At 55.2% G+C, this 21,745-nt stretch carries 34 protein-coding genes; 1 reads left to right on the top strand and 33 read right to left on the bottom strand.

Going from position 1 to position 21,745, the window contains the following annotated elements:
* Positions 1 to 114: 114 nt before the first annotated feature.
* Complete coding sequence (rpsI, locus tag A6F49_RS13050; protein WP_052505005.1) at positions 115 to 612, bottom strand: 30S ribosomal protein S9; 498 nt, start codon at positions 610 to 612, stop codon at positions 115 to 117.
* Positions 613 to 634: 22 nt separating this feature from the next.
* Positions 635 to 1,078: a 50S ribosomal protein L13 gene (gene rplM / locus A6F49_RS13045; protein ID WP_043058720.1), complete on the bottom strand. Its 444-nt coding sequence runs from the start codon at positions 1,076 to 1,078 to the stop codon at positions 635 to 637.
* A gap of 361 nt (positions 1,079 to 1,439) precedes the next feature.
* On the opposite strand from rplM, the gene A6F49_RS13040 reads away from it, so the two are divergent.
* On the top strand, positions 1,440 to 2,342 hold the full coding sequence (locus tag A6F49_RS13040; RefSeq protein WP_043058941.1) for a LysR family transcriptional regulator: 903 nt from the start codon (positions 1,440 to 1,442) through the stop codon (positions 2,340 to 2,342).
* Here the strand turns inward: A6F49_RS13040 and truA are convergent.
* From truA to tuf, 31 genes are all read right to left on the bottom strand, one after another.
* Positions 2,320 to 3,183: a tRNA pseudouridine(38-40) synthase TruA gene (gene truA / locus A6F49_RS13035; RefSeq protein ID WP_043058721.1), complete on the bottom strand. Its 864-nt coding sequence runs from the start codon at positions 3,181 to 3,183 to the stop codon at positions 2,320 to 2,322. The genes A6F49_RS13040 and truA overlap by 23 nt on opposite strands.
* A 90-nt stretch (positions 3,184 to 3,273) precedes the next feature.
* On the bottom strand, positions 3,274 to 3,825 hold the full coding sequence (rplQ, locus tag A6F49_RS13030; RefSeq protein ID WP_043058722.1) for a 50S ribosomal protein L17: 552 nt from the start codon (positions 3,823 to 3,825) through the stop codon (positions 3,274 to 3,276).
* A gap of 60 nt (positions 3,826 to 3,885) precedes the next feature.
* Positions 3,886 to 4,878: a DNA-directed RNA polymerase subunit alpha gene (locus A6F49_RS13025; protein ID WP_043058723.1), complete on the bottom strand. Its 993-nt coding sequence runs from the start codon at positions 4,876 to 4,878 to the stop codon at positions 3,886 to 3,888.
* Between the two features lie 135 nt (positions 4,879 to 5,013).
* Positions 5,014 to 5,412: a 30S ribosomal protein S11 gene (gene rpsK / locus A6F49_RS13020; RefSeq protein WP_043058724.1), complete on the bottom strand. Its 399-nt coding sequence runs from the start codon at positions 5,410 to 5,412 to the stop codon at positions 5,014 to 5,016.
* 57 nt (positions 5,413 to 5,469) lie between these two features.
* Complete coding sequence (gene rpsM, locus A6F49_RS13015; protein ID WP_043058725.1) at positions 5,470 to 5,838, bottom strand: 30S ribosomal protein S13; 369 nt, start codon at positions 5,836 to 5,838, stop codon at positions 5,470 to 5,472.
* 224 nt (positions 5,839 to 6,062) lie between these two features.
* Positions 6,063 to 6,176, bottom strand: coding sequence for a 50S ribosomal protein L36 (rpmJ, locus tag A6F49_RS17390; RefSeq protein ID WP_082911783.1), 114 nt, complete (start codon positions 6,174 to 6,176; stop codon positions 6,063 to 6,065).
* Between the two features lie 36 nt (positions 6,177 to 6,212).
* Positions 6,213 to 6,434, bottom strand: a complete 222-nt coding sequence (gene infA, locus A6F49_RS13010; RefSeq protein ID WP_082911812.1) for a translation initiation factor IF-1 — start codon at positions 6,432 to 6,434, stop codon at positions 6,213 to 6,215.
* Between the two features lie 192 nt (positions 6,435 to 6,626).
* On the bottom strand, positions 6,627 to 7,451 hold the full coding sequence (map, locus tag A6F49_RS13005) for a type I methionyl aminopeptidase (RefSeq protein ID WP_043058942.1): 825 nt from the start codon (positions 7,449 to 7,451) through the stop codon (positions 6,627 to 6,629).
* A 177-nt stretch (positions 7,452 to 7,628) separates the two neighbouring features.
* Positions 7,629 to 8,246, bottom strand: a complete 618-nt coding sequence (locus A6F49_RS13000) for an adenylate kinase (RefSeq protein ID WP_043058727.1) — start codon at positions 8,244 to 8,246, stop codon at positions 7,629 to 7,631.
* A gap of 48 nt (positions 8,247 to 8,294) precedes the next feature.
* Positions 8,295 to 9,602 carry a preprotein translocase subunit SecY gene (secY, locus tag A6F49_RS12995; RefSeq protein ID WP_043058728.1) on the bottom strand — a complete coding sequence of 436 codons (1,308 nt, stop codon included), beginning with the start codon at positions 9,600 to 9,602 and terminating at the stop codon, positions 8,295 to 8,297.
* 194 nt (positions 9,603 to 9,796) lie between these two features.
* Positions 9,797 to 10,258 (bottom strand): 50S ribosomal protein L15, encoded by a 462-nt coding sequence (gene rplO, locus A6F49_RS12990; RefSeq protein WP_052505007.1) that lies wholly within the window; start codon positions 10,256 to 10,258, stop codon positions 9,797 to 9,799.
* Positions 10,258 to 10,482: a 50S ribosomal protein L30 gene (rpmD, locus tag A6F49_RS12985; RefSeq protein ID WP_043058729.1), complete on the bottom strand. Its 225-nt coding sequence runs from the start codon at positions 10,480 to 10,482 to the stop codon at positions 10,258 to 10,260. The genes rplO and rpmD overlap by 1 nt, the downstream gene beginning before the upstream one ends.
* 2 nt (positions 10,483 to 10,484) lie before the next feature.
* Positions 10,485 to 11,216, bottom strand: a complete 732-nt coding sequence (gene rpsE, locus A6F49_RS12980) for a 30S ribosomal protein S5 (RefSeq protein ID WP_043058730.1) — start codon at positions 11,214 to 11,216, stop codon at positions 10,485 to 10,487.
* Complete coding sequence (gene rplR / locus A6F49_RS12975) at positions 11,213 to 11,587, bottom strand: 50S ribosomal protein L18 (RefSeq protein ID WP_043058731.1); 375 nt, start codon at positions 11,585 to 11,587, stop codon at positions 11,213 to 11,215. The genes rpsE and rplR overlap by 4 nt, the downstream gene beginning before the upstream one ends.
* Positions 11,587 to 12,120, bottom strand: a complete 534-nt coding sequence (gene rplF / locus A6F49_RS12970) for a 50S ribosomal protein L6 (protein WP_043058732.1) — start codon at positions 12,118 to 12,120, stop codon at positions 11,587 to 11,589. Before rplF ends, rplR begins: the two co-directional genes overlap by 1 nt.
* 18 nt (positions 12,121 to 12,138) lie before the next feature.
* Positions 12,139 to 12,537 carry a 30S ribosomal protein S8 gene (rpsH, locus tag A6F49_RS12965; RefSeq protein WP_043058733.1) on the bottom strand — a complete coding sequence of 133 codons (399 nt, stop codon included), beginning with the start codon at positions 12,535 to 12,537 and terminating at the stop codon, positions 12,139 to 12,141.
* Between the two features lie 73 nt (positions 12,538 to 12,610).
* Positions 12,611 to 13,192: a 50S ribosomal protein L5 gene (gene rplE / locus A6F49_RS12960; RefSeq protein ID WP_043058734.1), complete on the bottom strand. Its 582-nt coding sequence runs from the start codon at positions 13,190 to 13,192 to the stop codon at positions 12,611 to 12,613.
* The gene (rplX, locus tag A6F49_RS12955) at positions 13,192 to 13,533 is read right to left on the bottom strand and encodes a 50S ribosomal protein L24 (RefSeq protein ID WP_043058735.1); all 342 of its coding nucleotides are present in this window, start codon (positions 13,531 to 13,533) and stop codon (positions 13,192 to 13,194) included. Before rplX ends, rplE begins: the two co-directional genes overlap by 1 nt.
* 3 nt (positions 13,534 to 13,536) lie before the next feature.
* Complete coding sequence (gene rplN / locus A6F49_RS12950; RefSeq protein WP_043058736.1) at positions 13,537 to 13,905, bottom strand: 50S ribosomal protein L14; 369 nt, start codon at positions 13,903 to 13,905, stop codon at positions 13,537 to 13,539.
* A gap of 398 nt (positions 13,906 to 14,303) precedes the next feature.
* Entirely contained in the window at positions 14,304 to 14,594 is a 291-nt protein-coding gene (rpsQ, locus tag A6F49_RS12945) for a 30S ribosomal protein S17 (protein ID WP_043058737.1), read from the bottom strand.
* An 11-nt stretch (positions 14,595 to 14,605) separates the two neighbouring features.
* Positions 14,606 to 14,878: a 50S ribosomal protein L29 gene (rpmC, locus tag A6F49_RS12940; protein ID WP_043058738.1), complete on the bottom strand. Its 273-nt coding sequence runs from the start codon at positions 14,876 to 14,878 to the stop codon at positions 14,606 to 14,608.
* A 2-nt stretch (positions 14,879 to 14,880) separates the two neighbouring features.
* Positions 14,881 to 15,297, bottom strand: a complete 417-nt coding sequence (gene rplP / locus A6F49_RS12935; RefSeq protein ID WP_043058739.1) for a 50S ribosomal protein L16 — start codon at positions 15,295 to 15,297, stop codon at positions 14,881 to 14,883.
* Positions 15,297 to 16,067 (bottom strand): 30S ribosomal protein S3, encoded by a 771-nt coding sequence (rpsC, locus tag A6F49_RS12930; protein ID WP_043058740.1) that lies wholly within the window; start codon positions 16,065 to 16,067, stop codon positions 15,297 to 15,299. Before rpsC ends, rplP begins: the two co-directional genes overlap by 1 nt.
* Positions 16,068 to 16,439, bottom strand: a complete 372-nt coding sequence (gene rplV, locus A6F49_RS12925; RefSeq protein WP_043058741.1) for a 50S ribosomal protein L22 — start codon at positions 16,437 to 16,439, stop codon at positions 16,068 to 16,070.
* Between the two features lie 32 nt (positions 16,440 to 16,471).
* Positions 16,472 to 16,750: a 30S ribosomal protein S19 gene (gene rpsS, locus A6F49_RS12920; RefSeq protein WP_043058742.1), complete on the bottom strand. Its 279-nt coding sequence runs from the start codon at positions 16,748 to 16,750 to the stop codon at positions 16,472 to 16,474.
* Positions 16,751 to 16,764: 14 nt separating this feature from the next.
* On the bottom strand, positions 16,765 to 17,604 hold the full coding sequence (rplB, locus tag A6F49_RS12915) for a 50S ribosomal protein L2 (RefSeq protein ID WP_043058743.1): 840 nt from the start codon (positions 17,602 to 17,604) through the stop codon (positions 16,765 to 16,767).
* A gap of 31 nt (positions 17,605 to 17,635) precedes the next feature.
* Positions 17,636 to 17,941: a 50S ribosomal protein L23 gene (rplW, locus tag A6F49_RS12910; protein WP_043058744.1), complete on the bottom strand. Its 306-nt coding sequence runs from the start codon at positions 17,939 to 17,941 to the stop codon at positions 17,636 to 17,638.
* Between the two features lie 11 nt (positions 17,942 to 17,952).
* Entirely contained in the window at positions 17,953 to 18,561 is a 609-nt protein-coding gene (gene rplD / locus A6F49_RS12905) for a 50S ribosomal protein L4 (protein WP_043058745.1), read from the bottom strand.
* Positions 18,562 to 18,565: 4 nt separating this feature from the next.
* Positions 18,566 to 19,219, bottom strand: coding sequence for a 50S ribosomal protein L3 (gene rplC, locus A6F49_RS12900; RefSeq protein WP_043058746.1), 654 nt, complete (start codon positions 19,217 to 19,219; stop codon positions 18,566 to 18,568).
* A gap of 23 nt (positions 19,220 to 19,242) precedes the next feature.
* Positions 19,243 to 19,551, bottom strand: a complete 309-nt coding sequence (rpsJ, locus tag A6F49_RS12895) for a 30S ribosomal protein S10 (RefSeq protein WP_022871386.1) — start codon at positions 19,549 to 19,551, stop codon at positions 19,243 to 19,245.
* An 849-nt stretch (positions 19,552 to 20,400) separates the two neighbouring features.
* Positions 20,401 to 21,591: an elongation factor Tu gene (tuf, locus tag A6F49_RS12890; protein WP_043058747.1), complete on the bottom strand. Its 1,191-nt coding sequence runs from the start codon at positions 21,589 to 21,591 to the stop codon at positions 20,401 to 20,403.
* Between the last annotated feature and the right edge of the window lie 154 nt (positions 21,592 to 21,745).

The following is a 21,745-nucleotide window of genomic DNA, read 5'->3' as shown; positions in this document are numbered from 1 at the left end:
TGATGAGGTCTACAACACTGTTCCTGTGCGCGAAGTCAAGCGCACGTGTGCGGGTGGTTAAAGCAAAACATCCGCCAACACAGGTTGACGGATGTTTTGAACAGTTCTGGCGAATTAACGCTTCGAGTACTGTGGAGCTTTACGGGCCTTCTTGAGGCCGGCCTTCTTGCGCTCAACTGCACGAGCGTCACGAGTCAGGAAGCCAGCTTTCTTCAGCGGGCCACGGTTGTTCTCGCGGTCGATTTCGTTGAGTGCACGAGCAACGCCCAGGCGGACAGCACCGGCTTGACCGGATGGGCCACCACCGTGGACCAGAGCGATGACGTCGTAGGCGCCTTCGAGCTCAAGTAGACGGAATGGGTCGTTGACTTCCTGCTGGTGCAGTTTGTTCGGGAAGTATGAGTCGAGTTCGCGACCATTGATCTTCCATGTTCCGGTACCTGGGACCAGGCGGACACGGGCAATGGCGCGCTTGCGACGACCAACGGCCTGACCGGATTGGGTCAGTGCTGGGCGTTCGCTAACTTCTTGTGTAGCAACTGGGGCATCAGATTCCGAGGTGTAGCTGGTCAGCTCCTGGTCCTCAGTGATCTCATTGACGTTTTCAGTCATGGGTTCTCCTTGAACTCAGGGCCTACTGGGCGACCTGGTCGATGATAAATTCTTTTGGCTGCTGGGCCGCGTGCGGGTGATCGGAACCTTCGTAGACCTTGAGTTTCTTAATAACCTGGTCGGAGAGACGGTTCGATGGCAGCATGCCCTTGATGGCTTTTTCAACCGCGCGAACTGGGTTTTTCTCCAGCAGTTCAGCGTAGGTGGTTGAGGTCAGGCCACCCGGGTAACCGGAGTGACGGTAAGCCTTTTTCTGTTCCAGCTTGGCACCGGTCAGCGCTACTTTTTCAGCGTTGAGGATGATGACGTAATCACCCATGTCCATGTGAGGTGCAAATGTGGGCTTGTGCTTGCCGCGCAGCAGCGTTGCCACCTGGCTGGCAAGACGTCCCAGCACCACATCGGTGGCGTCAATGACGTGCCATTGACGATCAACGTCGTCTGGCGTTGGTGTAAACGTACGCACTATGTATTAGCCTTCGTATGTCGGTGTTCGGTCAGCAGAACCGGATGGTCGTGAGAACCATAAGCGCGACTCTGCTGTTAAGTTGACAGTGCATCTCCGGTACACCAGGTGAGGGCTGGCGTGAAGCCGGGTCCGATCTTCCCGGTGCCGCAACGACCCTAACGACGATGCAACTGCGTCGGGTGCTGCTGCGCTTGCGATCCGGGAGGACACGCACAACAGCTACCCATGTTACTACGGATCACCATTCATCGCAAAACGACTGTGGACGGTCATGCTTCTTTGTCCCGACCAGCCGCGATGCTCGTGGGTATAGAGTTGTGGTGGTCGGTCTGATGGGCTCCGGCCAGAAGGAATGATCGTGGAATTACGTCAACTGGAATATTTCATGGCAGTCGCCGAAGAATTACACTTTGGCCGGGCCGCAGCTCGCCTGCATATTTCGCAGCCACCTTTGACCGTACATATCAAGCGGTTAGAAGAAGAACTGGGCGTTTCGCTGTTCGATCGCACCTCTCGCCGCGTCTCATTGACCTCCGAGGGAGCCCGCTTCCGGGATCTTATCCGCCCGATCTTGCAAGATTTGGAAGAGGCCGTTGAAGACATTCGCGAGATCAAAGCCGGACGGCGCGGTCGGGTACGGGTTGGATTCGTTTCTTCGGCCAGTTATGAACTCGTCCCGGCCAGTGTGCGTGACATGCGTCTACAACACCCAGGCATTCATCTAGACCTCCAGCCCATGGCCACCGGTGAACAGGTCGAAGCACTGTTAGAGAATCGTTTAGATATCGGCATCATGCGGGATGCTCCCCTGCAATCGGGGTTGCAATTTTCAACACTTCTAACGGAGCAGCTCGTAGCTGTACTCCCCTCCAATCACGCGTTGGCTAAAGAAGATGAGATCTCGTCAGAAGATCTCATCCAAATGCCATTAGTCTTATTTCCATTTCAGTCGATGCCAGGCTACGTCACCAATATCATGGAGATCTTCCACCCCCTGGGGCGCTCACCGCGAATTGTCCAGCGGGCCGTTAACCAGGAAAACGTTATGGGGCTGGTTGCCGCCGGAGTCGGCGCCTCGATTCTTCCCGCCTCGTTTTCTTCGTTTTCCTTCCCCGGCGTGGTAACCAAGCCAATTACCGGTCGTCCCACGACGCGGTTGGAACTGGTAACCGATCAGCATGAAGTCACCGCGAATACTGCCGCTGTGGTCGCCGTCATCACCGAAGCAGCCCGGCGGATTAGTCGTAAGGCAGCATCGTAGGGTCACGTTTGGCTCGAGTCTGCGCTGCACGCGCGCCGAGCTGCTCGTCGGCCGGATACGTCACGTGGTCAAGGATGAGCCCGTGGGCCGGTGCCAGGACCATATCGGAATCGCGCGCAGGGTTCGTCAGGCGCTTACGTAACCAACCTGTTTCGCGTGAACCATCGCCGACCCGCAGCAGGGCTCCCACCAGAGCTCGAACCATGTGATGACAAAATGCATCAGCTGTTAGATGGAGTGTTATCACAGCTTCATCGCGGGTGATCCGAAATTCTTGCAGTGTTCGAATGGTCGTTGCACCTGGTCGAGGCTTACAAAATGACCCGAAATCATGCAAACCTTCTATCCCAGAAATTTCCTCAACCATGCGATCAATGTCCAGGGCTTTGCGATGGTGATACGTGAAGTGTCGGGTGAGGGGGTCAAGCTCTTCCAGTGCGATCCGATACCGATAACTGCGCGCAATCGGCGAGAATCGGGCATCAAAGCCTTCGGGAGCTATCTGGGCTGTGCGAATGCGGATCGCACCAGATGTTTTGGCCAGCACACCGTTGAGCTTCGTCACCATCGCTGTCTCAGCGGGCCGCATACGGTGATTACCGGGCAATTTTTCCCAGAGTGCTGTCGGAATATCGAAATGTATGACTTGATTGGCTGCATGCACCCCGGCATCGGTACGTCCGGCGACGGTGGTGGCTACCGGCTGGCGAAAAATGGTGGCTAAGCCGTCTTCTACGGTCTCTTGGATAGTGGCAAGTCCAGGTTGTGTGGCCCACCCATGGTAGGCGGTCCCATCGTATGCCAAGTCGATGCGAATCCGATAAGTGCTCTGGTCATGCATACGTGTCAGTGTAGTCGTTGTACAACGACGGGTAATCATAAAAGCCCCGCACAGTATGTGCGGGGCTTTTACGGGTTCCGTTGAGAGGACTTACTTGTCTTCGTCAGCCTTATCGGCTGCTTCAGCAGTTTCTTCGGTCTCTTCGGCTTCTACGGTTTCGTCAACTTCAACAGCTTCTTCGACTTCAACAGCTTCTTTTGCTGGTGCTTCGTCAACTGCGGTTTCAGCAACGGCTTCTGCTTCAGCAACTACAGCCTGTTTTGGCGAAACTGGTTCCATGACCAGTTCAATGACTGCCATTGGGGCGTTGTCGCCAGCGCGGTTACCGATCTTAGTGATACGGGTGTATCCACCTTCGCGGTTCGCCATGGCTGGGCCGATGACGGTGAACAGTTCGTGCACAACAGATTTGTTTGTGCGCGAGTTACCGGCGATCAGACCCTGTACCTTACGACGCGAGGCTAGGTCACCTGCTTTTGCGAAGGTGACGAGACGCTCGGCGTAAGGCTGCAGACGCTTTGCCTTAGTAAACGTGGTCTTGATGGACTTGTGTTCGAACAGGCTGACCGACAGGTTCGCCAGCATACGACGCTGGTGTGCCGGGCCGCCGCCCAGGCGCGGTCCTTTGGTTGGGGTTGGCATGAATTCTCCTTGTATGATCTCCCGGCACTATGTGCAGGGAATCAGTGGTTCAAATATGTCTTAGAGCCCGTACTCGTTTGACTCCTGGGAGTCAAAAGGCGAGTCGAAGCTTCCAGGGCCACCGTCTTTGAGCGACAGACCGAGACCCTCGAGTTTTTCCTTGACTTCGTCGATGGATTTTGCACCGAAGTTGCGGATGTCCATCAGGTCAGTTTCGGAACGTGCTACAAGCTCACCAACAGTGTTGATGCCTTCGCGTTTCAGGCAGTTGTAGGACCGGACGGTAAGTTCCAGGTCTTCTACTGGCAGTGCCAGATCTGCTGCAACACTGGTATCGACAGGCGATGGGCCAACTTCGATACCTTCAGCTTCAACATTGAGTTCACGCGCCAGGCCAAACAGTTCAACCAGGGTTGAACCGGCCGAGGCCAGTGCGTCGCGTGGGGCCATGGATGGCTTCGTTTCAACATCGATGGTCAGCTTGTCGAAGTCGGTGCGCTGCTCCACACGGGTAGCGTCGACTTTGAAGGTGACGGTCAATACTGGTGAGTAGATGGAGTCAACCGGGATACGGCCGATCTCGGCATCTGGGGATTTGTTCTGTGCAGCGGTTACGTACCCACGGCCACGTTCGATGGTCAATTCCATATCGAACTTGCCCTTTTCATTCAGGGTAGCGATGTGCAGATCCGGGTTGTGGATCTCAACACCTGCCGGTGGGGTGATATCAGCTGCGGTCACGACACCTGGTCCCTGCTTGCGCAGGTAAGCAACTACTGGCTCATCGTGGTGAGATGAGACCGACAGCTGCTTGACGTTCAAGATGACTTCAGTGACGTCTTCTTTAACACCCTGGATGGTGGTGAACTCGTGTAGAACCTGATCGATACGAACCGAGGTGACAGCGGCACCTGGGATCGACGACAGCAGGGTTCGACGCAGTGAGTTACCGAGAGTGTAGCCGAAGCCCGGTTCTAGTGGTTCGAGGACGAAACGGGACCGGGTTTCTGAAACGGGTTCTTCAGTCAACGTGGGGCGCTGTGCAATGAGCACTGACATTTCCTTTCGGCGCGCGATCCGCCATTTGATGCGCGCAGTTGGGGGAAACGATGGAAATTATTTCTAGATTAATCCACGACCGTTGGTCAACATGGCTGTTGAGCGTTGGTTGTGGTGTGCTCAAAAGCCTTAGACGCGACGACGTTTGGCAGGGCGTGCACCGTTGTGTGCAACTGGAGTGACGTCCTGGATGGAGCCGACTTCCAGACCTGCGGCCTGCAGTGAACGAATCGCAGTTTCGCGACCGGAGCCTGGGCCTTTGACAAAGACGTCAACTTTACGCATCCCGTGTTCCTGGGCGCGCTTAGCAGCATGCTCAGCCGCGGTTTGAGCAGCGAACGGGGTTGATTTACGGGAACCTTTGAAGCCCATCTCTCCGGCGGAGGCCCAAGAGATGACAGCACCGGTGGTGTCGGTGATCGAAACGATGGTGTTGTTAAAGGTTGATTTAATGTGGGCTTGGCCCTGAGTAATATTCTTCTTGGAGCGACGTCCCTTACGTGGGGCCGCACCGCGTGGCTTTGCCATAGAATGCTCTCCTACAAAAAGCTTGAATTGGTAAATACGGGGTGGGAGCAGAAGTGACTACTTCTTGCGTCCTGCAACAGTCTTCTTCGGGCCCTTACGGGTACGAGCGTTGTTCTTGGTGCGCTGGCCGCGGACTGGCAAACCACGACGGTGGCGCAGCCCCTGGTAGGAACCAATTTCGACTTTGCGACGAATGTCTGCTGCAACTTCACGGCGCAGATCACCTTCGACCTGAAGGTTGCCTTCGATGTAGTCGCGCAGTTTGATCATTTCGTCATCGGATAGATCTTTGACGCGAGTACTTGCGTCTACGCCGGTAGCTTCCAGAATCTGGACTGCTCGGCTGTTGCCAACACCGTAAATGTAGGTGAGAGCGATGACGACACGCTTTTCACGTGGAATATCAACGCCTGCTAGACGTGCCATATGGCCGTTCTCCTGTTCTTTATGACAAAGGTCTTCAACAACACGTCCTTACCCGGGATAACTCCGGCCAAGCGGTGCAATGCGGGATGTGAAGAACTCGACACATCCCAAACAGTGTCCTGGACTTGGCGGGTAAGTCTTCGGCCTTTGTCTTGTCCGAAGGTTGAGCTTGATGCTCTGTGTTGCTGCGGCCCATGGTGGGCCTATGTATATTGCGCTGGGGCTTAGCCCTGGCGCTGTTTGTGGCGTGGGTTAGAGCAGATCACCATGACATTGCCGTGGCGGCGAATAACCTTGCAGTCATCGCAGATCCGCTTCACGCTTGGTTGAACCTTCACAGGGTTCCTCCTTGAGCGTTCCAGAGGTGGATAGTGTTATTTGTAGCGGTAGACAATACGGCCTCGTTCGAGGTCGTATGGGCTAAGCTCGACCACCACACGGTCTTCAGGCAAAATGCGAATATAGTGTTGACGCATTTTTCCTGAAATGGTGGCAAGCACAATGTGGTCGTTATCTAGCCGGACCCGGAACATAGCGTTTGGTAACGCTTCTGAAACGGTTCCTTCAACTTCAATGACGCCTTCTTTTTTAGCCATGTCCTCCACAATCTGTTATCTCCTGCAATCGTTCCGGCACGTTGTCGAGCCGGACAATCACAAAAGCATGCGTTTATGAGCGGATTCGTTCTTGAGCTTTTTCGGACACACCGATGAACTTAAAGGCAGAATCAGCCAAGGTACTATGTTAGCGCATGTTGCCAAATAATGCCAAACGCTATTGACAGTGAGTTAGTTTTGTGGGATCGGCACCGGCGTTACACCGTAGCGGGCGAGATTGGCTGCCCCGCCATCAGGCGCGGTAATGACCCAGATACCTTCCTTGTGGCGCGCCACCGAGTGTTCCCACTGTGAGGCATTCGAACCATCAAGTGTGACAACAGTCCAGTCGTCGTCGAGGGTTTTCGTGTCGATATCGCCACGAACAAGCATTGGTTCAATAGCCAAGACCATGCCGGCTTTGACACGTGGACCGCGCATGCCGGATCGGTAGTTGAAGACATCGGGTGCTTGATGCATAGCTGAACCAATACCGTGGCCAACGTAGTCCTCCAGGATGCCCAGAGGCTCGCCCGGTTGAGCTCGAACGTAGTCTTCGATGGCATTACCGATTTCACCGACATGTTTGGCTTGAGCAAAAGCTGCGATACCCGCCCACATGGCTTCTTCGGTGATTGCTGATAAGCGTGCATCCGCGGGGTCAGGTGTTCCGACGATAACGGATCGAGCTGAGTCGGAGTGCCAGCCGTTGATCACTGCACCGGCGTCGATGGAGATGATGTCACCGTTTTGCAGGACCCGCTCCCCCGGGATGCCGTGAACGACCTCGTCATTGACGGAGGCACAGATGGTTGCGGGGAATCCGTGATATCCCAAGAAGTTGGAGGTGGCACCGTTATCAGCCAGTACCGTGCGGAAGACCTGGTCGAGGTGTGCGGTGGTCACGCCGGGTTGTGCTGCTGCCACGACCGCGTCGAGCCCTTGGTGGAGAATTAGGCCGGCTTTGTGCATGGTAGCCAGCTGCGCATCGGTTTTGAGTTCTATTTGTCGTGACATTCCTGTTGCTGATTTCTTGTGTTTCGGGCAGGCGGTGATTGGGCGGGTTGACTCGGCTGAATACTCACCCAGCGTAGTGCGTCGGGCCAACAGTTGCCAACCACGGCCGAAGGTATCGTTGGGCAGCGAAAAACCGACCCGATATGTGTCGGGTCGGTTTTTCAACACGCTTTTTGTTTACTCACCAGAGCGAGGTTTGATGACCGGCAGTGTTCCGGTCCGCGCACGGATATTGTAGATGGTCTGCAGCAGACGTTCGGTGATGTCGTCGATGGCTCCGGTGCCGTCAACACGACCGACAATTCCCTGCTCGACGTAGCCTTCAATCAAGTCAGCGGTTTCTTGGTGGTAGAGATCCAGGCGGTGCTGGATGACTTCTGCGGTGTCATCGGAGCGGCCTTCGGTTTCGGCGCGTGCCAGGAGGCGTTCGACGATTTCTTCGTCAGGTACTTCCAAGACCAGGACTGCTGTGAGGTCTTCACCTTTGTCGTCCATGATCTTATTGAGTGCTTCGACCTGCCCCTGGGTGCGTGGGTAGCCGTCAAGGAGGAAACCGTTTGCAACGTCTTTGTGGTTCAGACGATCTGCGACCATCCGGTTGGTGACGTCGTCGGGTACAAAGTCGCCTGCATCGATGTAGCCTTTGGCTTCTTTGCCAAGCTCAGTGAGCTCTTTGACGTTATAACGGAAGATGTCTCCGGTCGAGATCGCCGGGATGGCCATTTTGTCTGCAATACGTACCGCTTGGGTGCCTTTGCCTGACCCTGGAGGGCCCATGATGAGCAAACGTGTCATAGATTGTCCTGTCCTTGATCTTTGGGTCTCGTGTGGTTGTGTTCCAGCCTAGCGGAGCAGGCCTTCGTAATGGCGTTGTTCCATTTGTGCGTCGATCTGCTTGATCGTGGTCAAGGCTACACCAACCATAATCAAGATCGAGACGCCCCCGAATGGGAAGTTTTGATCGGCACCGATCAGCACGAATGCGATCAGAGGGATCATAGCAATCAGACCAAGATAGATCGCGCCAACAAAGGTTACCCGCGAGATGACGTATTCCAGGTACTGAACGGTTGGACGACCGGCTCGAACCCCAGGAATGAAACCACCTTGACGTTTCATATTATCCGAAACATCTTGGGGGTTGAAGGTAATGGTCACGTAGAAGTACGTGAAGAAGATCGTCATCAGGAAGAACACGGCCATGTAGAGCGGGTGGGATCCGGTGCCGAAGTACTGCTGTAGCCACACGATCCAGCCGGCAGGTTCACTGCCGTCGGTGGGCATGTTGAACTGGATCAGGATCTGCGGCAGCATCAGTATTGAGGAGGCGAAAATCACTGGGATCACGCCGGCCATGTTGACTTTAATCGGAATGTAGGTCGTGGTCGAACCCACGGTACGACGACCAATCTGACGGCGCGCGTACTGGACGGGAATGCGACGCTGGGAGTCTTCGACGAATACGATCAGCATCATAATAGCAATGCCTACGACCATGACCAGGCCGAAGATGCGCCAGCCTTGGGTCTGCCAGATGGCAGCCAAACCTGCTGGGAAGCCAGCAGCGATGGATACGAAGATCATCAGCGACATGCCGTTGCCCACGCCGCGTTCGGTGATTTGTTCGCCCATCCACATGATGACGATGGCGCCCATGGCGAGCGTCATCACCAGGAGCAGGGTCGCCCAGATGCTGTCGTCGTTGAGCAGGGAGACGTTGCAGTTCAGCAGCGCTCCAGAGCGTGCCAGGGTGGCAATGGTGGTCGCGTTGAGCAGTGCCAGCCCTACGGTCAGGTAGCGAGTGTACTGGGTCAGACGAGCCTGGCCTTCGGGGCCTTCCTTCTGGAGGCGTTCAAAGGCGGGTATGACCACGCGCAGCAGCTGGGTGATGATCGATGCGGTGATGTAGGGCATGATGCCCAGGGCAAAGATGGATACCTGGAGCAGCGCGCCACCGGAGAACATATTGACGAATGAGTACAGTCCGCCGGTGGTGTCACCTTGAGCCAGACACATTTGTACGTTGCCGTAGTCGACACTTGGGGCGGGAACGAAGACGCCGATCCGGTAAATGGCGATGACCGCCAAGGTAAATAGGATCTTGGTCCGCAGATCGGGGGTCTTGAACACCCTGGCTATCGTGCTGAACAAGTGTCCTCCTGACAGTAGTGCGAGACTGCACTTTCGTAGATTCGACAGAGCGCCGGATCTTTTGTACGCGGTGTGCCAAGGAAAAGGCACGGTTTGCATTCTAACGTTAAAACCTACGGCCCTCGACCTGTGACGAGATTCGTCAACGGTCGAGGGCCGCTTATCAGCTCACGCTGTCCTATGTCAGAACAGGGTTATGCAGTGGTTGTTGAGCCTCCGGCTGCAGCAATCTTGTCGACAGCTGATTTGGAGAATGCATCGGCGGTCACATTGACTGCGACACCGATGTCACCTGAGCCGAGGACTTTGACCGGCTGGTTCTTGCGAACCAGGCCCTTGGCCACAAGGTCAGCAACGGTGACGTCGCCGCCTTCTGGGAAGGATTCGGTCAGTTTGTCCAAGTTCACAACTTGGTAGTTGATTTTGGCAGGGTTTTTGAAACCGCGCAGTTTTGGAAGGCGCATGTACAGCGGCAGCTGTCCACCTTCGAAACCTGCTGGCACCTTATTGCGAGCACGGGTGCCCTTGGTACCACGGGTTGCGGTCTTACCGCCCTTACCGCCTTCACCACGACCGTAACGCAGTTTGCGTTTGTTCGAGCCTTTTGCTGGACGCAGGTCGTGAAGTTTGATCGCTTCTTGTTGTTCTTCAGCCATTAGTCGACCTCCTCGACCTTTACCAGGTGGGACACGGAGTTGACCATGCCCACGGTGACGGCGTCGGCGCTACGGGTAACGGACTTGCCGATACCTCTCAGGCCGAGCGACCGCAGAGTTTCAACGTGTTTTGGCTTGCGTCCGATAGCCGAGCGTACCTGTGTGATGGTCAGGGTTGCGTCGGATGGCACAAGGTTCTTCGGGGTTGAGTCGAAGTTTGCCACGATTATGCACCTGCCTTTTCTTCAGCACGCTTGGCACGGGCTTCTTCGATTGTGCGCAGCATTGCCCGTGGGGCAACTTCGTCGACTGGCAGTCCGCGGCGAGCTGCGACCTCTTCGGGGCCTTCCAGCTGGCGCAGTGCCTCAACGGTAGCGCGAACAATGTTGATGGCGTTAGCCGAGCCCATGGACTTGGACAGCACGTCGGTAATACCGGCAGCTTCCAGTACCGCACGAACTGGACCACCAGCAATAACACCGGTACCTGGCGAGGCTGGACGCAGCAAGACAACGCCTGCGGCATCTTCACCCTGGGACAGGTGTGGGATGGTCGTGCCGACGCGTGGGACGCGGAAGAAGCTCTTCTTGGCTTCTTCGACACCTTTAGCGATGGCAGCTGGGACTTCTTTGGCTTTACCGTAGCCGACACCGACCATGCCGTCGCCGTCGCCGACGACTACAAGTGCGGTGAAAGCGAACCGGCGTCCACCCTTGACCACTTTGGCGACACGGTTGATGGCAACGACGCGTTCTAGGAACTGGTCTTTGTTGTCATCACGGCCGCCACGGCGTCCGCCGCGGTCTGATCGATCGCCACGTTCGGAGCGCTGGCCACGACGTTGGCCACGGCCACCGCGCTCGGTGTGCTGGCTGTCGGAGCCGTGCGAGGTTTCCGATACAGCCTCTTGAGTTGTTTCGGTCACCTGTGTGTCCTTTTCGTTGTTTGCTTCGGTCACAGCTTCAGTCCACCTTCCCGTGCACCGTCAGCGACTGCTGCGATACGACCGTGGTATTTGTGACCAGCGCGGTCGAATACGACTGCGGTCACACCGGCGTCTTCAGCGCGCTGTGCAATCATTTCGCCTACTTTGCGAGCTTTATCGGTTTTCTCAGCGTCGGATGCGCGCAGGTCGGCTTCCATGGTGGAAGCTGACACCAGCGTGACACCGGCTTCGTCGTCGATAACCTGGGCAAAAATGTGGCGTGCGGAACGGTTGACAACCAGACGTGGGCGTGCGGCTGTACCCTGAATCCGTTTGCGTACACGTGCGTGACGGCGACGGCGGGCAGCGTTTTTGCCTTTGCCTTTGATACTGACAGTTGACATTACTTACCTGCCTTTCCGGCCTTGCGGCGGATGGTTTCACCCTCGTAGCGAATACCTTTGGCCTTATAAGGTTCGGTAACGCGCAGTTTACGGATGTTTGCGGCAGTTTCGCCGACAAGTTGTTTATCGATACCCGATACGGTGATCGTGTTGCCTTCGATAGCAAAGGCGATACCTTCTGGAGCGGTGACTTCAACCGGGTGGGAGAAGCCAAGCTGCAGTTCAAGGTCGCTGCCTTTAGCAACCACGCGGTAACCGGTACCGTGCAGTTCCAATTTCTTGGAGTAGCCAGCGGTGACGCCAACGATCATGTTATCGATCAGGGTACGGGTCAGGCCGTGAAGCGAACGGGATTCGCGTTCGTCATCCGGACGGATAACCGTGATGGTGTTTTCTTCGAGCTTGGCTTCAATCGGGCCGCTGATGCTCATGCCCAGCTCACCTTTGGGTCCTTTGACGGACACATCGGAGCCGTTGATGGCAACTTCGACGCCGGAAGGTACGGTGATCGGAAGCTTTCCAATACGTGACATTGTTTCCCTTCCTTTCCGTTACCAGACGTAGGCGAGGACTTCCCCACCCACACCTTTCGAAGCTGCTTGACGGTCGGTCAGCAGACCAGATGAAGTCGACAGGATCGCGATGCCCAGTCCACCCAGCACATGTGGCAGTTTGGTGGATTTTGCGTAGACGCGCAGACCTGGCTTAGAGATGCGGCGTACTCCGGCGATGGAGCGCTGACGCTGTGGACCAAATTTCAGGTCGAGCACGAGGTCTTTGCCTACACGTGCATCAACTTCGTTCCAGTCGGCGATGTAGCCTTCGTTTTTCAGGATTTCGGCGACGCCGCGCTTCAGTTTTGAAGACGGCATGCTCACGGAGTCGTGATGCGCCGAGTTTGCGTTGCGCAGACGTGTCAACATGTCTGCGACGGGGTCGGTCATACTCATATGTGGCTTTAGCCTTTTCTCGTTGTGGTTTCCTGATCCGGTACACCGGGTCAAGACCTATAACGTAGTTGGATTACTGGTCTGCCTTGAACGGGAAGCCCAGCGCACGCAACAGTGCACGGCCTTCGGCGTCGGTCTTGGCGGTGGTTACTAGGGTGATGTCCATACCGCGTACACGGTCGATCTTGTCTTGATCGATTTCGTGGAATACGGACTGTTCGGACAGACCAAAGGTGTAGTTACCATTGCCGTCGAATTGGCGAGGGCTCAGGCCGCGGAAGTCACGGATACGTGGTAGCGCGAACGTAACCAGGCGGTCCAGGAATTCCCACATACGGTCGCCGCGCATGGTGACGTGTGTACCAATTGGCATACCTTCACGCAGTTTGAACTGTGCGATGGATTTCTTGGCGCGGGTTACCTGTGGTTTCTGGCCGGTGATTGCGGTGAGGTCTTCGATGGCACCGTTGATGACTTTCGAGTCACGTGCGGCTTCACCGACACCCATGTTGACCACGATCTTTTCCAGACCTGGTACCTGCATGACGTTTTCGTAGTTGAACTCGCTTTGGAGTTCGGCTTTGATTTCGTCGCGGTATTTGGTCTTCAGACGTGGGCTGACCTTGGAGGCTGCGTTTTCAGATACCTGTGTCATTACAGCTCCTTTCCAGAGGCCTTGGCATAACGGACCTTGACGATCTTGGTTTCGCCGTCTTCTTCGACTTCTTCAAAACGGTAACCAACGCGGGTTGGTTTTTCGGTTTCAGGATCAACAACTGCAACGTTGGAGATGTGCATCAGAGCTTCCTCTTCTACACGTCCACCTTCGGTTGCGCCGTCTGGTCCCTGGCCTGCACGAACGTGCTTGGTTATCCGGTTGACACCTTCAACGAGGACTTTGTCTTGTTTTGGAAGAACGCGCAGGACTTTGCCCTGTTTGCCGCGGTCTTTACCTGACAAAACCTGTACGAGATCGTCTTTTTTGATCTTCGCCATGGGTTAGATCACCTCCGGAGCCAGCGATACGATACGCATGAACTGGTTATCACGTAGCTCACGGGCAACTGGGCCGAAGATACGAGTACCGCGTGGTTCGTTATCCTGACGAAGGATGACTGCTGCGTTTTCGTCGAACTTGATGTAGGAGCCATCTGCGCGACGAACCGATTTCTTGGTGCGTACTACGACTGCTTTGACGACGTCGCCTTTTTTGACGGCACCGCCTGGGATGGCATCTTTGACAGTGGCGACGATAACGTCGCCGATGGATGCATAGCGGCGTCCAGAGCCACCGAGGACACGGATGGTGAGAATTTCTTTCGCACCGGTGTTGTCGGCAACTTTGAGCCGCGATTCTTGTTGAATCACTTGCTTACTCCTGCTTGTCTCGCTGGTTCTCAGCCCTCGGGTGGGTTGAGCCTTGCGGAACGGTCATGGAAATATTCTTGCTGTGCTTACCCCTAGCTAGGTGAGACGTATGTGATCGGGTTGCACACAGAGGCAAACTGATCGCACAGTGCTTTTGAGCCAGGGCCGAGGCACGTTTATGCAAGATGTTGTGCTTACTTGTCGTCAGATACCCGGTGGATGGCCGAGCTATGAAAAGGGCACAGCTACAACATGCTACCGCACGCCAGGTGGTTTTGGAAAATCGTTGTTCACTACTCTCGGCTGGGTTGGATTCCTTGTTGGTGTTAAAACACTGCATCCGCATCAGGAGTTCTTGATGCGGATGCAGTGTTAATGTGTGCGTCGAAGCAGAAGGCTTACTTAGCGCGTTCTACGATTTCGACGAGGCGCCAGTGCTTGCTCTTGGAGAGCGGGCGGGTCTCGGCTAGACGAACGGTATCGCCGATGCCGGCGGTGTTTTCTTCGTCATGGGCTTTGACGCGCTTGGTGCGGCGCATGATTTTGCCGTACAGAGCGTGCTGCTTGAAGTATTCGATCTCGACAACGATGGTTTTTTCCATCTTGTCGGAGACGACGACTCCACGCAGAGTTTTGCGATAATTGCGCTCTGGTGCGGCTGCGGTGTCAACAGACTCAGTCACTGTCATTCCTCCTCAGCCTACTTGCGGCTTTTCTTTTTGTCTTTGATGTCTTCTTCGCTGGCTTCGACTTCTTCGCGGATACCAAGATCGCGTTCGCGCAGCACGGTCATGATACGTGCAACATCGCGTTTGACGATCTTGATGCGACCGGTGTTTTCAATTTGACCGGTTGCTGCTTGGAAGCGCAGGTTGAATAACTCGGCTTTTGCTTTGTCGAGTTCTTCACGCAGGCGTGCGTTATCGAAACCATCGAGTGCTTCAGTTGTCAGTTCAGGTGAACCCAATGCCATGGTTATTCACCACCCTCTCGGCGTACAATGCGAGCCTTGACTGGCAGCTTGTGTGCAGCCAGACGCAGAGCTTCGCGAGCGACCTCTTCGGTGACGCCAGACAGTTCAAACATGACACGGCCGGGTTTTACGTTGGCTACCCAGAATTCTGGGGAGCCTTTACCCGAACCCATGCGAACTTCAGCTGGTTTTTTGGTCAGCGGACGGTCTGGGAAAATGTTGATCCACACGTGGCCACCACGTTTGATGTAACGGGTCATCGCGATACGAGCTGCCTCGATCTGACGGTTGGTTACATATGCGCGGGTGGTTGCCTGCAGACCCCATTCACCGAAGGATACTTCGGTGCCACCCTTGGCCATACCTTTACGGCCTGGGCGGTGCTGTTTACGGAATTTTACGCGACGTGGGATAAGCATTACGCGTTGCCTCCTTGAGCGCCAGCGCGGGCACCCGATGGGGCGCCACCACGGCGACGGCGTGCACCACCGCGACCACCACGGCCACCACGGCCTGATGGAGCGGCTGCTTCCTGAGCGGCCAATTCTTTATCGGTGAAGTCGCCCTTGTAGACCCATACTTTGACGCCGATGCGTCCGTAAGTGGTCTTGGCTTCGAACTGACCGAAGTCGATGTTGGCGCGCAAGGTGTGCAGCGGGACACGGCCTTCGCGGTAGAACTCGGTACGGCCCATATCGGCACCGCCCAGACGACCGGATACCTGAATACGGATACCCTCGGCGCCTGCACGCATTGCCGACTGGATCGAGCGGCGCATTGCACGGCGGAATGCCACACGTGCGGTGAGCTGCTCGGCGACACCCTGTGCTACCAGCTGTGCGTCGGTTTCTGGTTTCTTAACTTCTAGGATGTTGAGCTGAATCTGCTTGCCAGTGAGCTTTTCGAGTTCACGGCGAATGCGATCAGCTTCCGCACCACGGCGACCGATGACGATACCTGGGCGAGCAGTGTGTACGTCTACACGGACACGGTCGCGGGTACGTTCGATCTCAACTTTGGAAATACCGGCACGTTCCATGCCATCCTGCAGCAGGCTGCGGATCTGCACGTCTTCTTTGACGAAGTCCTTGTAGCGCTGACCTTCAACGTTGGAGTCAGCGAACCAGCGGGAAACGTGGTCTTTGGTAATGCCGAGGCGGAATCCGTGTGGGTGAATTTTCTGACCCATTTAGTTGGTCCCACCTTCCTGATCTTCATCGGTTGCAACAACCACGGTGACGTGGCTAGTGCGTTTCTTGATTTCGAAGGCACGACCCTGAGCGCGTGGCTGGTAGCGCTTCATGGTTGGACCTTCGTCAACGAAGGCTTCACTGACAAACAGTTCTTCTTCGTTGAAGGCCAAGCCTTCGCGGTCTGCTTTGTCCCGTGCGTTGGATACTGCAGAGGCCAGTACCTTGTACACCGGATCAGCTGCGCCCTGCTGGGCGAACTTCAAAATGGCCAGGGCTTCATTCGCTTGCTTACCACGAACAAGGTCGACGACGCGCCGGGCCTTCATTGGCGTAACACGCAAATAGCGTGCAATTGCCTTGGCTTCCATTGCTTAATCCTCTCTAAGATCAGCCACCGCGCTTAGCGGCGGCCTTTCTGGTCGTCCTTGGAGTGGCCGCGGAAGGTACGCGTTGGCGCGAATTCTCCCAGTTTGTGTCCGACCATAGATTCGGTAACGAACACCGGTACGTGTTTGCGACCATCGTGGACTGCAATGGTGTGACCCAGCATGTCCGGGATGATCATCGAACGACGTGACCAAGTGCGGATAACGTTTTTAGTGCCCTTTTCGTTCTCAGCAAGAACCTTGAGGTACAAGTGCTGATCTACGTAGGGGCCCTTCTTCAGGCTGCGTGGCATAAAGAGATCAGCTCCTATCGATTCTTCTTGCTTTTCGGACGACGACGCACAATGTACTGGTCGCTGGCCTTATTCGGACGGCGTGTACGGCCTTCCTTCTTACCATTCGGGTTCGATGGGTGACGACCACCGGAGGTCTTACCTTCACCACCACCGTGTGGGTGATCCACAGGGTTCATAGCGGCACCGCGGGTTTGTGGACGTACGCCTTTCCAGCGCATACGTCCGGCTTTACCCCACGAGATATTGATCTGCTCGGCGTTGCCGACTTCACCAACGGTGGCGCGGCAGCGGATGTCAACGTTACGGATTTCGCCCGATGGGAGGCGTAGTTGTGCGTATTTGCCTTCACGAGCAACCAGCTGGATGGATGCACCAGCTGAACGTGCCATTTTCGCACCGCCACCTGGGCGCAGTTCCACAGCGTGGATCACGGTACCCAGTGGGATGTTACGAAGCGGCAGGTTGTTGCCTGGTTTGATGTCGGCATTTGGGCCAGCCTTCACCATGTCGCCCTGCTTCAGACGAGCTGGGGCGAGGATGTAGCGCTTGGCTCCATCGACGTAGTGCAACAGTGCAATGTTGGCGGTACGGTTTGGGTCGTACTCGATGTGAGCGACCTTTGCCGGTACGCCATCTTTATCGTGACGGCGGAAGTCGATCAGACGGTACTGGCGCTTGTGTCCACCACCACGGTGACGTGATGTGATACGTCCGAGGTTGTTACGACCACCGGTTTTTGACAGTGGGCGGAGCAACGACTTCTCGGGCGTTGTTCGGGTGATTTCTGAGAACTCGGATACCGACGAGCCGCGCTGGCCCGGTGTAACCGGTCTGTAATTACGAATTGCCATAGATATATTCCTCGATTAAGTGGTCTCCGGCTTAGGCAGCCGGACCTCCGAAGATGTCGATGGAACCTTCTTTCAGCGTGACAATCGCGCGCTTGGTAGCTTTGCGAGTGCCGTAGCCGAAACGGGTACGCTGACGCTTACCCTCACGGTTCATGGTGTTGACTGAAGCCACCTTGACGTCGAAAATCTTTTCGATAGCCAGTTTGATTTCAGACTTATTTGAGCGTGGGTCCACGAGGAAGGTGTAACGGCCTTCGTCCATGTCCGAGTAGCTCTTTTCACTCACGACGGGAGCAAGGATCACGTCGCGGGGGTTCTTATCGATGTTGGTTGACATGTGGTCTCCTCCTACTTGGCGCTTGCAGCGGCCACGAAGGCGTCGTATGCAGGCTTGGTAAAGACCACGTCGTCAGCTTTCAACACGTCGTAGGTGTTGAGCTGATCAGCATACAGCGTGTGAACATGCTGCAGGTTACGAGTTGACAGTGCAGCGACGTCGTCGGACCGGTCGATAACGACCAGGAAGTTACGACGTTCGTTCTGGACTTCTGCCAGCGCGGTTTTTGCAGCTTTAGTCGAAGGGGTGTCCTGATCAATCAGGGCTTCGACGACGTGGATGCGTCCGTTGCGGGCACGGTCAGACAGTGCCTGGCGCAGGGCTGCTGCGATCATTTTCTTGGGGGTACGCTGCGAGTAGTCGCGTGATTGTGGACCGTGTGCGATACCGCCACCGGTCATCTGTGGTTCACGGATCGAACCCTGGCGTGCACGGCCGGTACCTTTTTGACGAAACGGTTTGCGTCCACCACCGGATACTTCAGCGCGAGTTTTCGTCGCGTGAGTTCCCTGACGTGCGGCAGCAAGCTGTGCGTTGACAACTTGGTGCATCAGAGCAACGTTTGCTTCGACGTCAAAGAGTTCAGCTGGTAGATCCACCGATACTTTGTTGACAGCCATTGAACTAGGCTCCCTTCACTGCATCGCGAACCAGAACAACGCGACCGCGTGGGCCAGGTACTGCACCTTTGATGAGCAGCAGGTTGTTCTCTGCATCGATACCGTGCAGAGTCAGGTTCTGAGTGGTTGTTTTGACGTTACCCATGCGGCCTGGAAGCTTCTTGCCCTTGAACACACGACCTGGGGTAGCTGCGCCACCAACCGAGCCTGGTTTACGGTGGTTTTTCTTCGCACCGTGGGAAGCGAATGAGCCACCAAAGTTGTGGCGCTTCATGGCACCGGCGAAGCCTTTACCCTTGGAGTTCGCAGTGACATCAACTTTTTGTCCTGCTTCGAACAGTTCAACGGTCAGGTCCTGGCCGAGTTCGTAGTTGGCTACGTCAGCGGTACGGATTTCAACGACGTGACGACGCGGTGTTACACCGGCTTTGTCGAAGTGTCCGACCAATGGTTTGGAGACCTTACGGGGATCGATTGCCCCGTATGCAATTTGGACAGCGGAGTAGCCATCAACTTCTTCGTTGCGAAGTTGGGTAACTACGTTAGGCTCAGCCTGAACCACAGTAACGGGAATGAGGTTGTTGTTCTCGTCCCATACCTGGGTCATGCCGAGCTTCGTGCCCAACAGTCCCTTGATATTCTTTTGGGATGTGGTCATAGTTCTCTCAGCACCTCCCTAGCTTAGAGTTTGATTTCAATGTTGACGTCCGCTGGCAAGTCAAGACGCATCAGCGAGTCAACAGCCTTAGGAGTCGGGTCTACGATGTCGATAAGACGTTTGTGAGTACGCATTTCAAAGTGCTCACGGCTGTCTTTGTATTTGTGCGGAGAACGGATCACGGCGAACACATTCTTCTCAGTAGGTAGTGGAACCGGGCCAACTACCTGTGCGCCTGCGCGTGTGACCGTATCAACGATCTTCCGCGCTGAAGTGTCGATCACTTCGTGATCATACGACTTCAGCCGGATGCGGATTTTTTGTCCCGCCATGGCGTCTGCCTCATTTCCGTACTAGTTGAGTACCTGTCCCTGTGTACATGCGGTACAGCTGAAGCTGGTGCATGTGTTATTTTCGCTCGCATAGCCGAATCCGTTGCACGGGTTCCTCGACTATGTGAGACCATCAAGTTTTTTACTCGCCAGACTGCACTGTATAGACGGTCTGGGGAATTTGATGCCTGCTCTTGGAGAGCATGCTCAGAGCCGTAGTACTACGCCTTCTGGGCACACTCATTGCGAGCAACCTGTCTATTATGACAGATTATATGGGGATTAGCCAATCGGCCGGCATAGTGCTTTCCGCTCGAGAACTGGTTGCGGTTGAAAAGCGTTGGCGGTCAAAGAGCTATATTTGGTGAGGCAGTGCTGACATTCGAACTGGCGCTTCAGCTGTCCCCTGTCATTCCGCGAAAGACCACTCTATATAAGCGGGCCCAGAAGTATGGAAGGTCTGTTAAATACCAACGTAACCGCTGGGTCAATACCGTTGACGTGCCAGGTACAAACAACTCGATAGTTGTAGATCATTCCTGGTGCTAGCACCACGATGAAGCCCAGCAGTCCACGGCGTTAGATCAGTGCCGCTACGGAAACGCGTACAATTCCCCATACTGATGCTGCGACTAGGATGCCGTTCTAGCTGCTTCTGTACAGACCACGGTCAACCGAAAGCCGTATTTGAACACACGATCATTGCTAATATGTTCCAACCTTCTCAGTAGTGTCGATGCCGGGAGATGGTTGAATCTAGAGTATTTGAATACAAAATATCCCCTGCCGAGTGGCAGGGGATATTTTGGCTTACTACCTAGTTAGAGCATGTGCTCAATTCGTAGGGAGTTAGGCGATGATCTTGGTTACACGACCGGAACCAACAGTACGTCCACCTTCACGGATAGCAAAGCCGAGGCCATCTTCCATTGCGATAGGCTGGATCAGTTCAACGGTCATTTCGGTGGTGTCACCTGGCATGACCATTTCGGTACCTTCTGGCAGGGTGATAACACCGGTTACGTCAGTGGTACGGAAGTAGAACTGTGGACGGTAGTTCGAGTAGAACGGGTTGTGACGGCCACCTTCGTCCTTGGACAGAATGTAGACGTTTGCTTCGAACTGGGTGTGCGGGGTGATCGAGCCTGGGGCTACGACAACCTGACCGCGTTCAACGTCTTCACGACGCAGACCACGGAGCAGCAGACCACAGTTTTCGCCAGCCCATGCTTCGTCGAGCTGTTTGTGGAACATCTCGATACCAGTAACGGTGGTCTTCTGCGACTCACGAATACCAACGATTTCAACTTCGGAGTTGATTGCGAGGGTACCGCGTTCTGCACGACCGGTTACAACGGTACCGCGACCGGTAATGGTGAAGACGTCTTCAATTGGCATCAGGAATGGCTTGTCACGGTCACGAACTGGTTCTGGGATGTATTCATCCACAGCGTCCATGAGATCTTCAACAGCCTTGACCCATTTTTCTTCGCCTTCGATAGCTTTCAGAGCGGAGACGCGGATAACTGGAGCGTTGTCGCCGTCGAAGTCCTGGGAGGACAGCAGTTCGCGAACTTCCATTTCAACCAGTTCCAGCAGGTCTTCGTCATCGACCATGTCGGATTTGTTGAGTGCAACCAGCAGGGTTGGAACGCCAACCTGCTTGGCCAGCAGAACGTGTTCACGAGTCTGAGCCATAGGGCCGTCAGTTGCAGCAACAACGAGGATTGCGCCGTCCATCTGAGCAGCACCGGTAATCATGTTCTTGATGTAGTCGGCGTGACCTGGGGCGTCAACGTGTGCGTAGTGACGCTTTTCGGTTTCGTATTCAACGTGGGAAACGTTGATAGTAATACCGCGCTGGCGCTCTTCAGGAGCACCGTCGATGTCGGCGTAGTCGCGCTGTTCGTTGTACTCTGGGTACTTATCGGCAAGTACCTTGGAGATCGCAGCGGTCAGGGTGGTTTTACCATGGTCAACGTGACCGATGGTACCGATGTTAATGTGCGGCTTTGTCCGCTCGAACTTTGCCTTCGACACAGATTCCTCCTAGAACTGTTCGACTGGAGAAGGACATGCAGCCGCTTGTGGCGGTCTGACTTTGGTCCAGTCTACGTCAGATGTTGTTATTACTAGTTTCCCCGGTGGTTAGGACCGGTCCGTGGATTGCTAAACAACCTCGGCCGCCTGCGCG

The sequence above is a fragment of the Enteractinococcus helveticum genome (assembly GCF_001657475.1).
Taxonomy (GTDB): domain Bacteria; phylum Actinomycetota; class Actinomycetes; order Actinomycetales; family Micrococcaceae; genus Yaniella; species Yaniella helvetica.
Note: the sequence above shows the minus strand (reverse complement) of the source record. Positions and strands in the feature narration are given on the sequence as shown.

What these genes read in the sequence shown, in the direction of transcription:
- rplO (WP_052505007.1), bottom strand. Translation starts at nt 10,258, where the DNA reads ATGGCTGAAGAACAACAAGAAGCGATCAAACTTCACGACCTGCGTCCA.
- rplV (WP_043058741.1), bottom strand. Translation starts at nt 16,439, where the DNA reads ATGGAAGCCAAGGCAATTGCACGCTATTTGCGTGTTACGCCAATGAAG.
- rplF (WP_043058732.1), bottom strand. Translation starts at nt 12,120, where the DNA reads ATGTCACGTATTGGAAAGCTTCCGATCACCGTACCTTCCGGCGTCGAA.
- rpsQ (WP_043058737.1), bottom strand. Translation starts at nt 14,594, where the DNA reads ATGACAGTGACTGAGTCTGTTGACACCGCAGCCGCACCAGAGCGCAAT.
- rpsH (WP_043058733.1), bottom strand. Translation starts at nt 12,537, where the DNA reads ATGAGTATGACCGACCCCGTCGCAGACATGTTGACACGTCTGCGCAAC.
- rpsS (WP_043058742.1), bottom strand. Translation starts at nt 16,750, where the DNA reads ATGCCACGCAGCCTGAAGAAGGGCCCCTACGTAGATCAGCACTTGTAC.
- rpmC (WP_043058738.1), bottom strand. Translation starts at nt 14,878, where the DNA reads ATGGCATTGGGTTCACCTGAACTGACAACTGAAGCACTCGATGGTTTC.
- rplC (WP_043058746.1), bottom strand. Translation starts at nt 19,219, where the DNA reads ATGACCACATCCCAAAAGAATATCAAGGGACTGTTGGGCACGAAGCTC.
- truA (WP_043058721.1), bottom strand. Translation starts at nt 3,183, where the DNA reads ATGCATGACCAGAGCACTTATCGGATTCGCATCGACTTGGCATACGAT.
- rpsC (WP_043058740.1), bottom strand. Translation starts at nt 16,067, where the DNA reads ATGGGTCAGAAAATTCACCCACACGGATTCCGCCTCGGCATTACCAAA.
- rplB (WP_043058743.1), bottom strand. Translation starts at nt 17,604, where the DNA reads ATGGCAATTCGTAATTACAGACCGGTTACACCGGGCCAGCGCGGCTCG.
- rplW (WP_043058744.1), bottom strand. Translation starts at nt 17,941, where the DNA reads ATGTCAACCAACATCGATAAGAACCCCCGCGACGTGATCCTTGCTCCC.
- map (WP_043058942.1), bottom strand. Translation starts at nt 7,451, where the DNA reads ATGTCACGACAAATAGAACTCAAAACCGATGCGCAGCTGGCTACCATG.
- rplX (WP_043058735.1), bottom strand. Translation starts at nt 13,533, where the DNA reads ATGGCGAAGATCAAAAAAGACGATCTCGTACAGGTTTTGTCAGGTAAA.
- rpsM (WP_043058725.1), bottom strand. Translation starts at nt 5,838, where the DNA reads ATGGCACGTCTAGCAGGCGTTGATATTCCACGTGAAAAGCGTGTCGTC.
- rplQ (WP_043058722.1), bottom strand. Translation starts at nt 3,825, where the DNA reads ATGCCAACCCCAACCAAAGGACCGCGCCTGGGCGGCGGCCCGGCACAC.
- rplE (WP_043058734.1), bottom strand. Translation starts at nt 13,192, where the DNA reads ATGACACAGGTATCTGAAAACGCAGCCTCCAAGGTCAGCCCACGTCTG.
- infA (WP_082911812.1), bottom strand. Translation starts at nt 6,434, where the DNA reads ATGGCTAAAAAAGAAGGCGTCATTGAAGTTGAAGGAACCGTTTCAGAA.
- rpsI (WP_052505005.1), bottom strand. Translation starts at nt 612, where the DNA reads ATGACTGAAAACGTCAATGAGATCACTGAGGACCAGGAGCTGACCAGC.
- rplD (WP_043058745.1), bottom strand. Translation starts at nt 18,561, where the DNA reads ATGGCTGTCAACAAAGTATCGGTGGATCTACCAGCTGAACTCTTTGAC.
- A6F49_RS13000 (WP_043058727.1), bottom strand. Translation starts at nt 8,246, where the DNA reads ATGACACGTTTGCTCATCATGGGCCCTCCAGGGTCAGGCAAAGGCACC.
- rplR (WP_043058731.1), bottom strand. Translation starts at nt 11,587, where the DNA reads ATGTCAACTGTCAGTATCAAAGGCAAAGGCAAAAACGCTGCCCGCCGT.
- rpsJ (WP_022871386.1), bottom strand. Translation starts at nt 19,551, where the DNA reads ATGGCGGGACAAAAAATCCGCATCCGGCTGAAGTCGTATGATCACGAA.
- rplP (WP_043058739.1), bottom strand. Translation starts at nt 15,297, where the DNA reads ATGCTTATCCCACGTCGCGTAAAATTCCGTAAACAGCACCGCCCAGGC.
- rpsK (WP_043058724.1), bottom strand. Translation starts at nt 5,412, where the DNA reads ATGGCAAAGCCACGCGGTGCGGCCCCACGTAAGGGACGTCGCTCCAAG.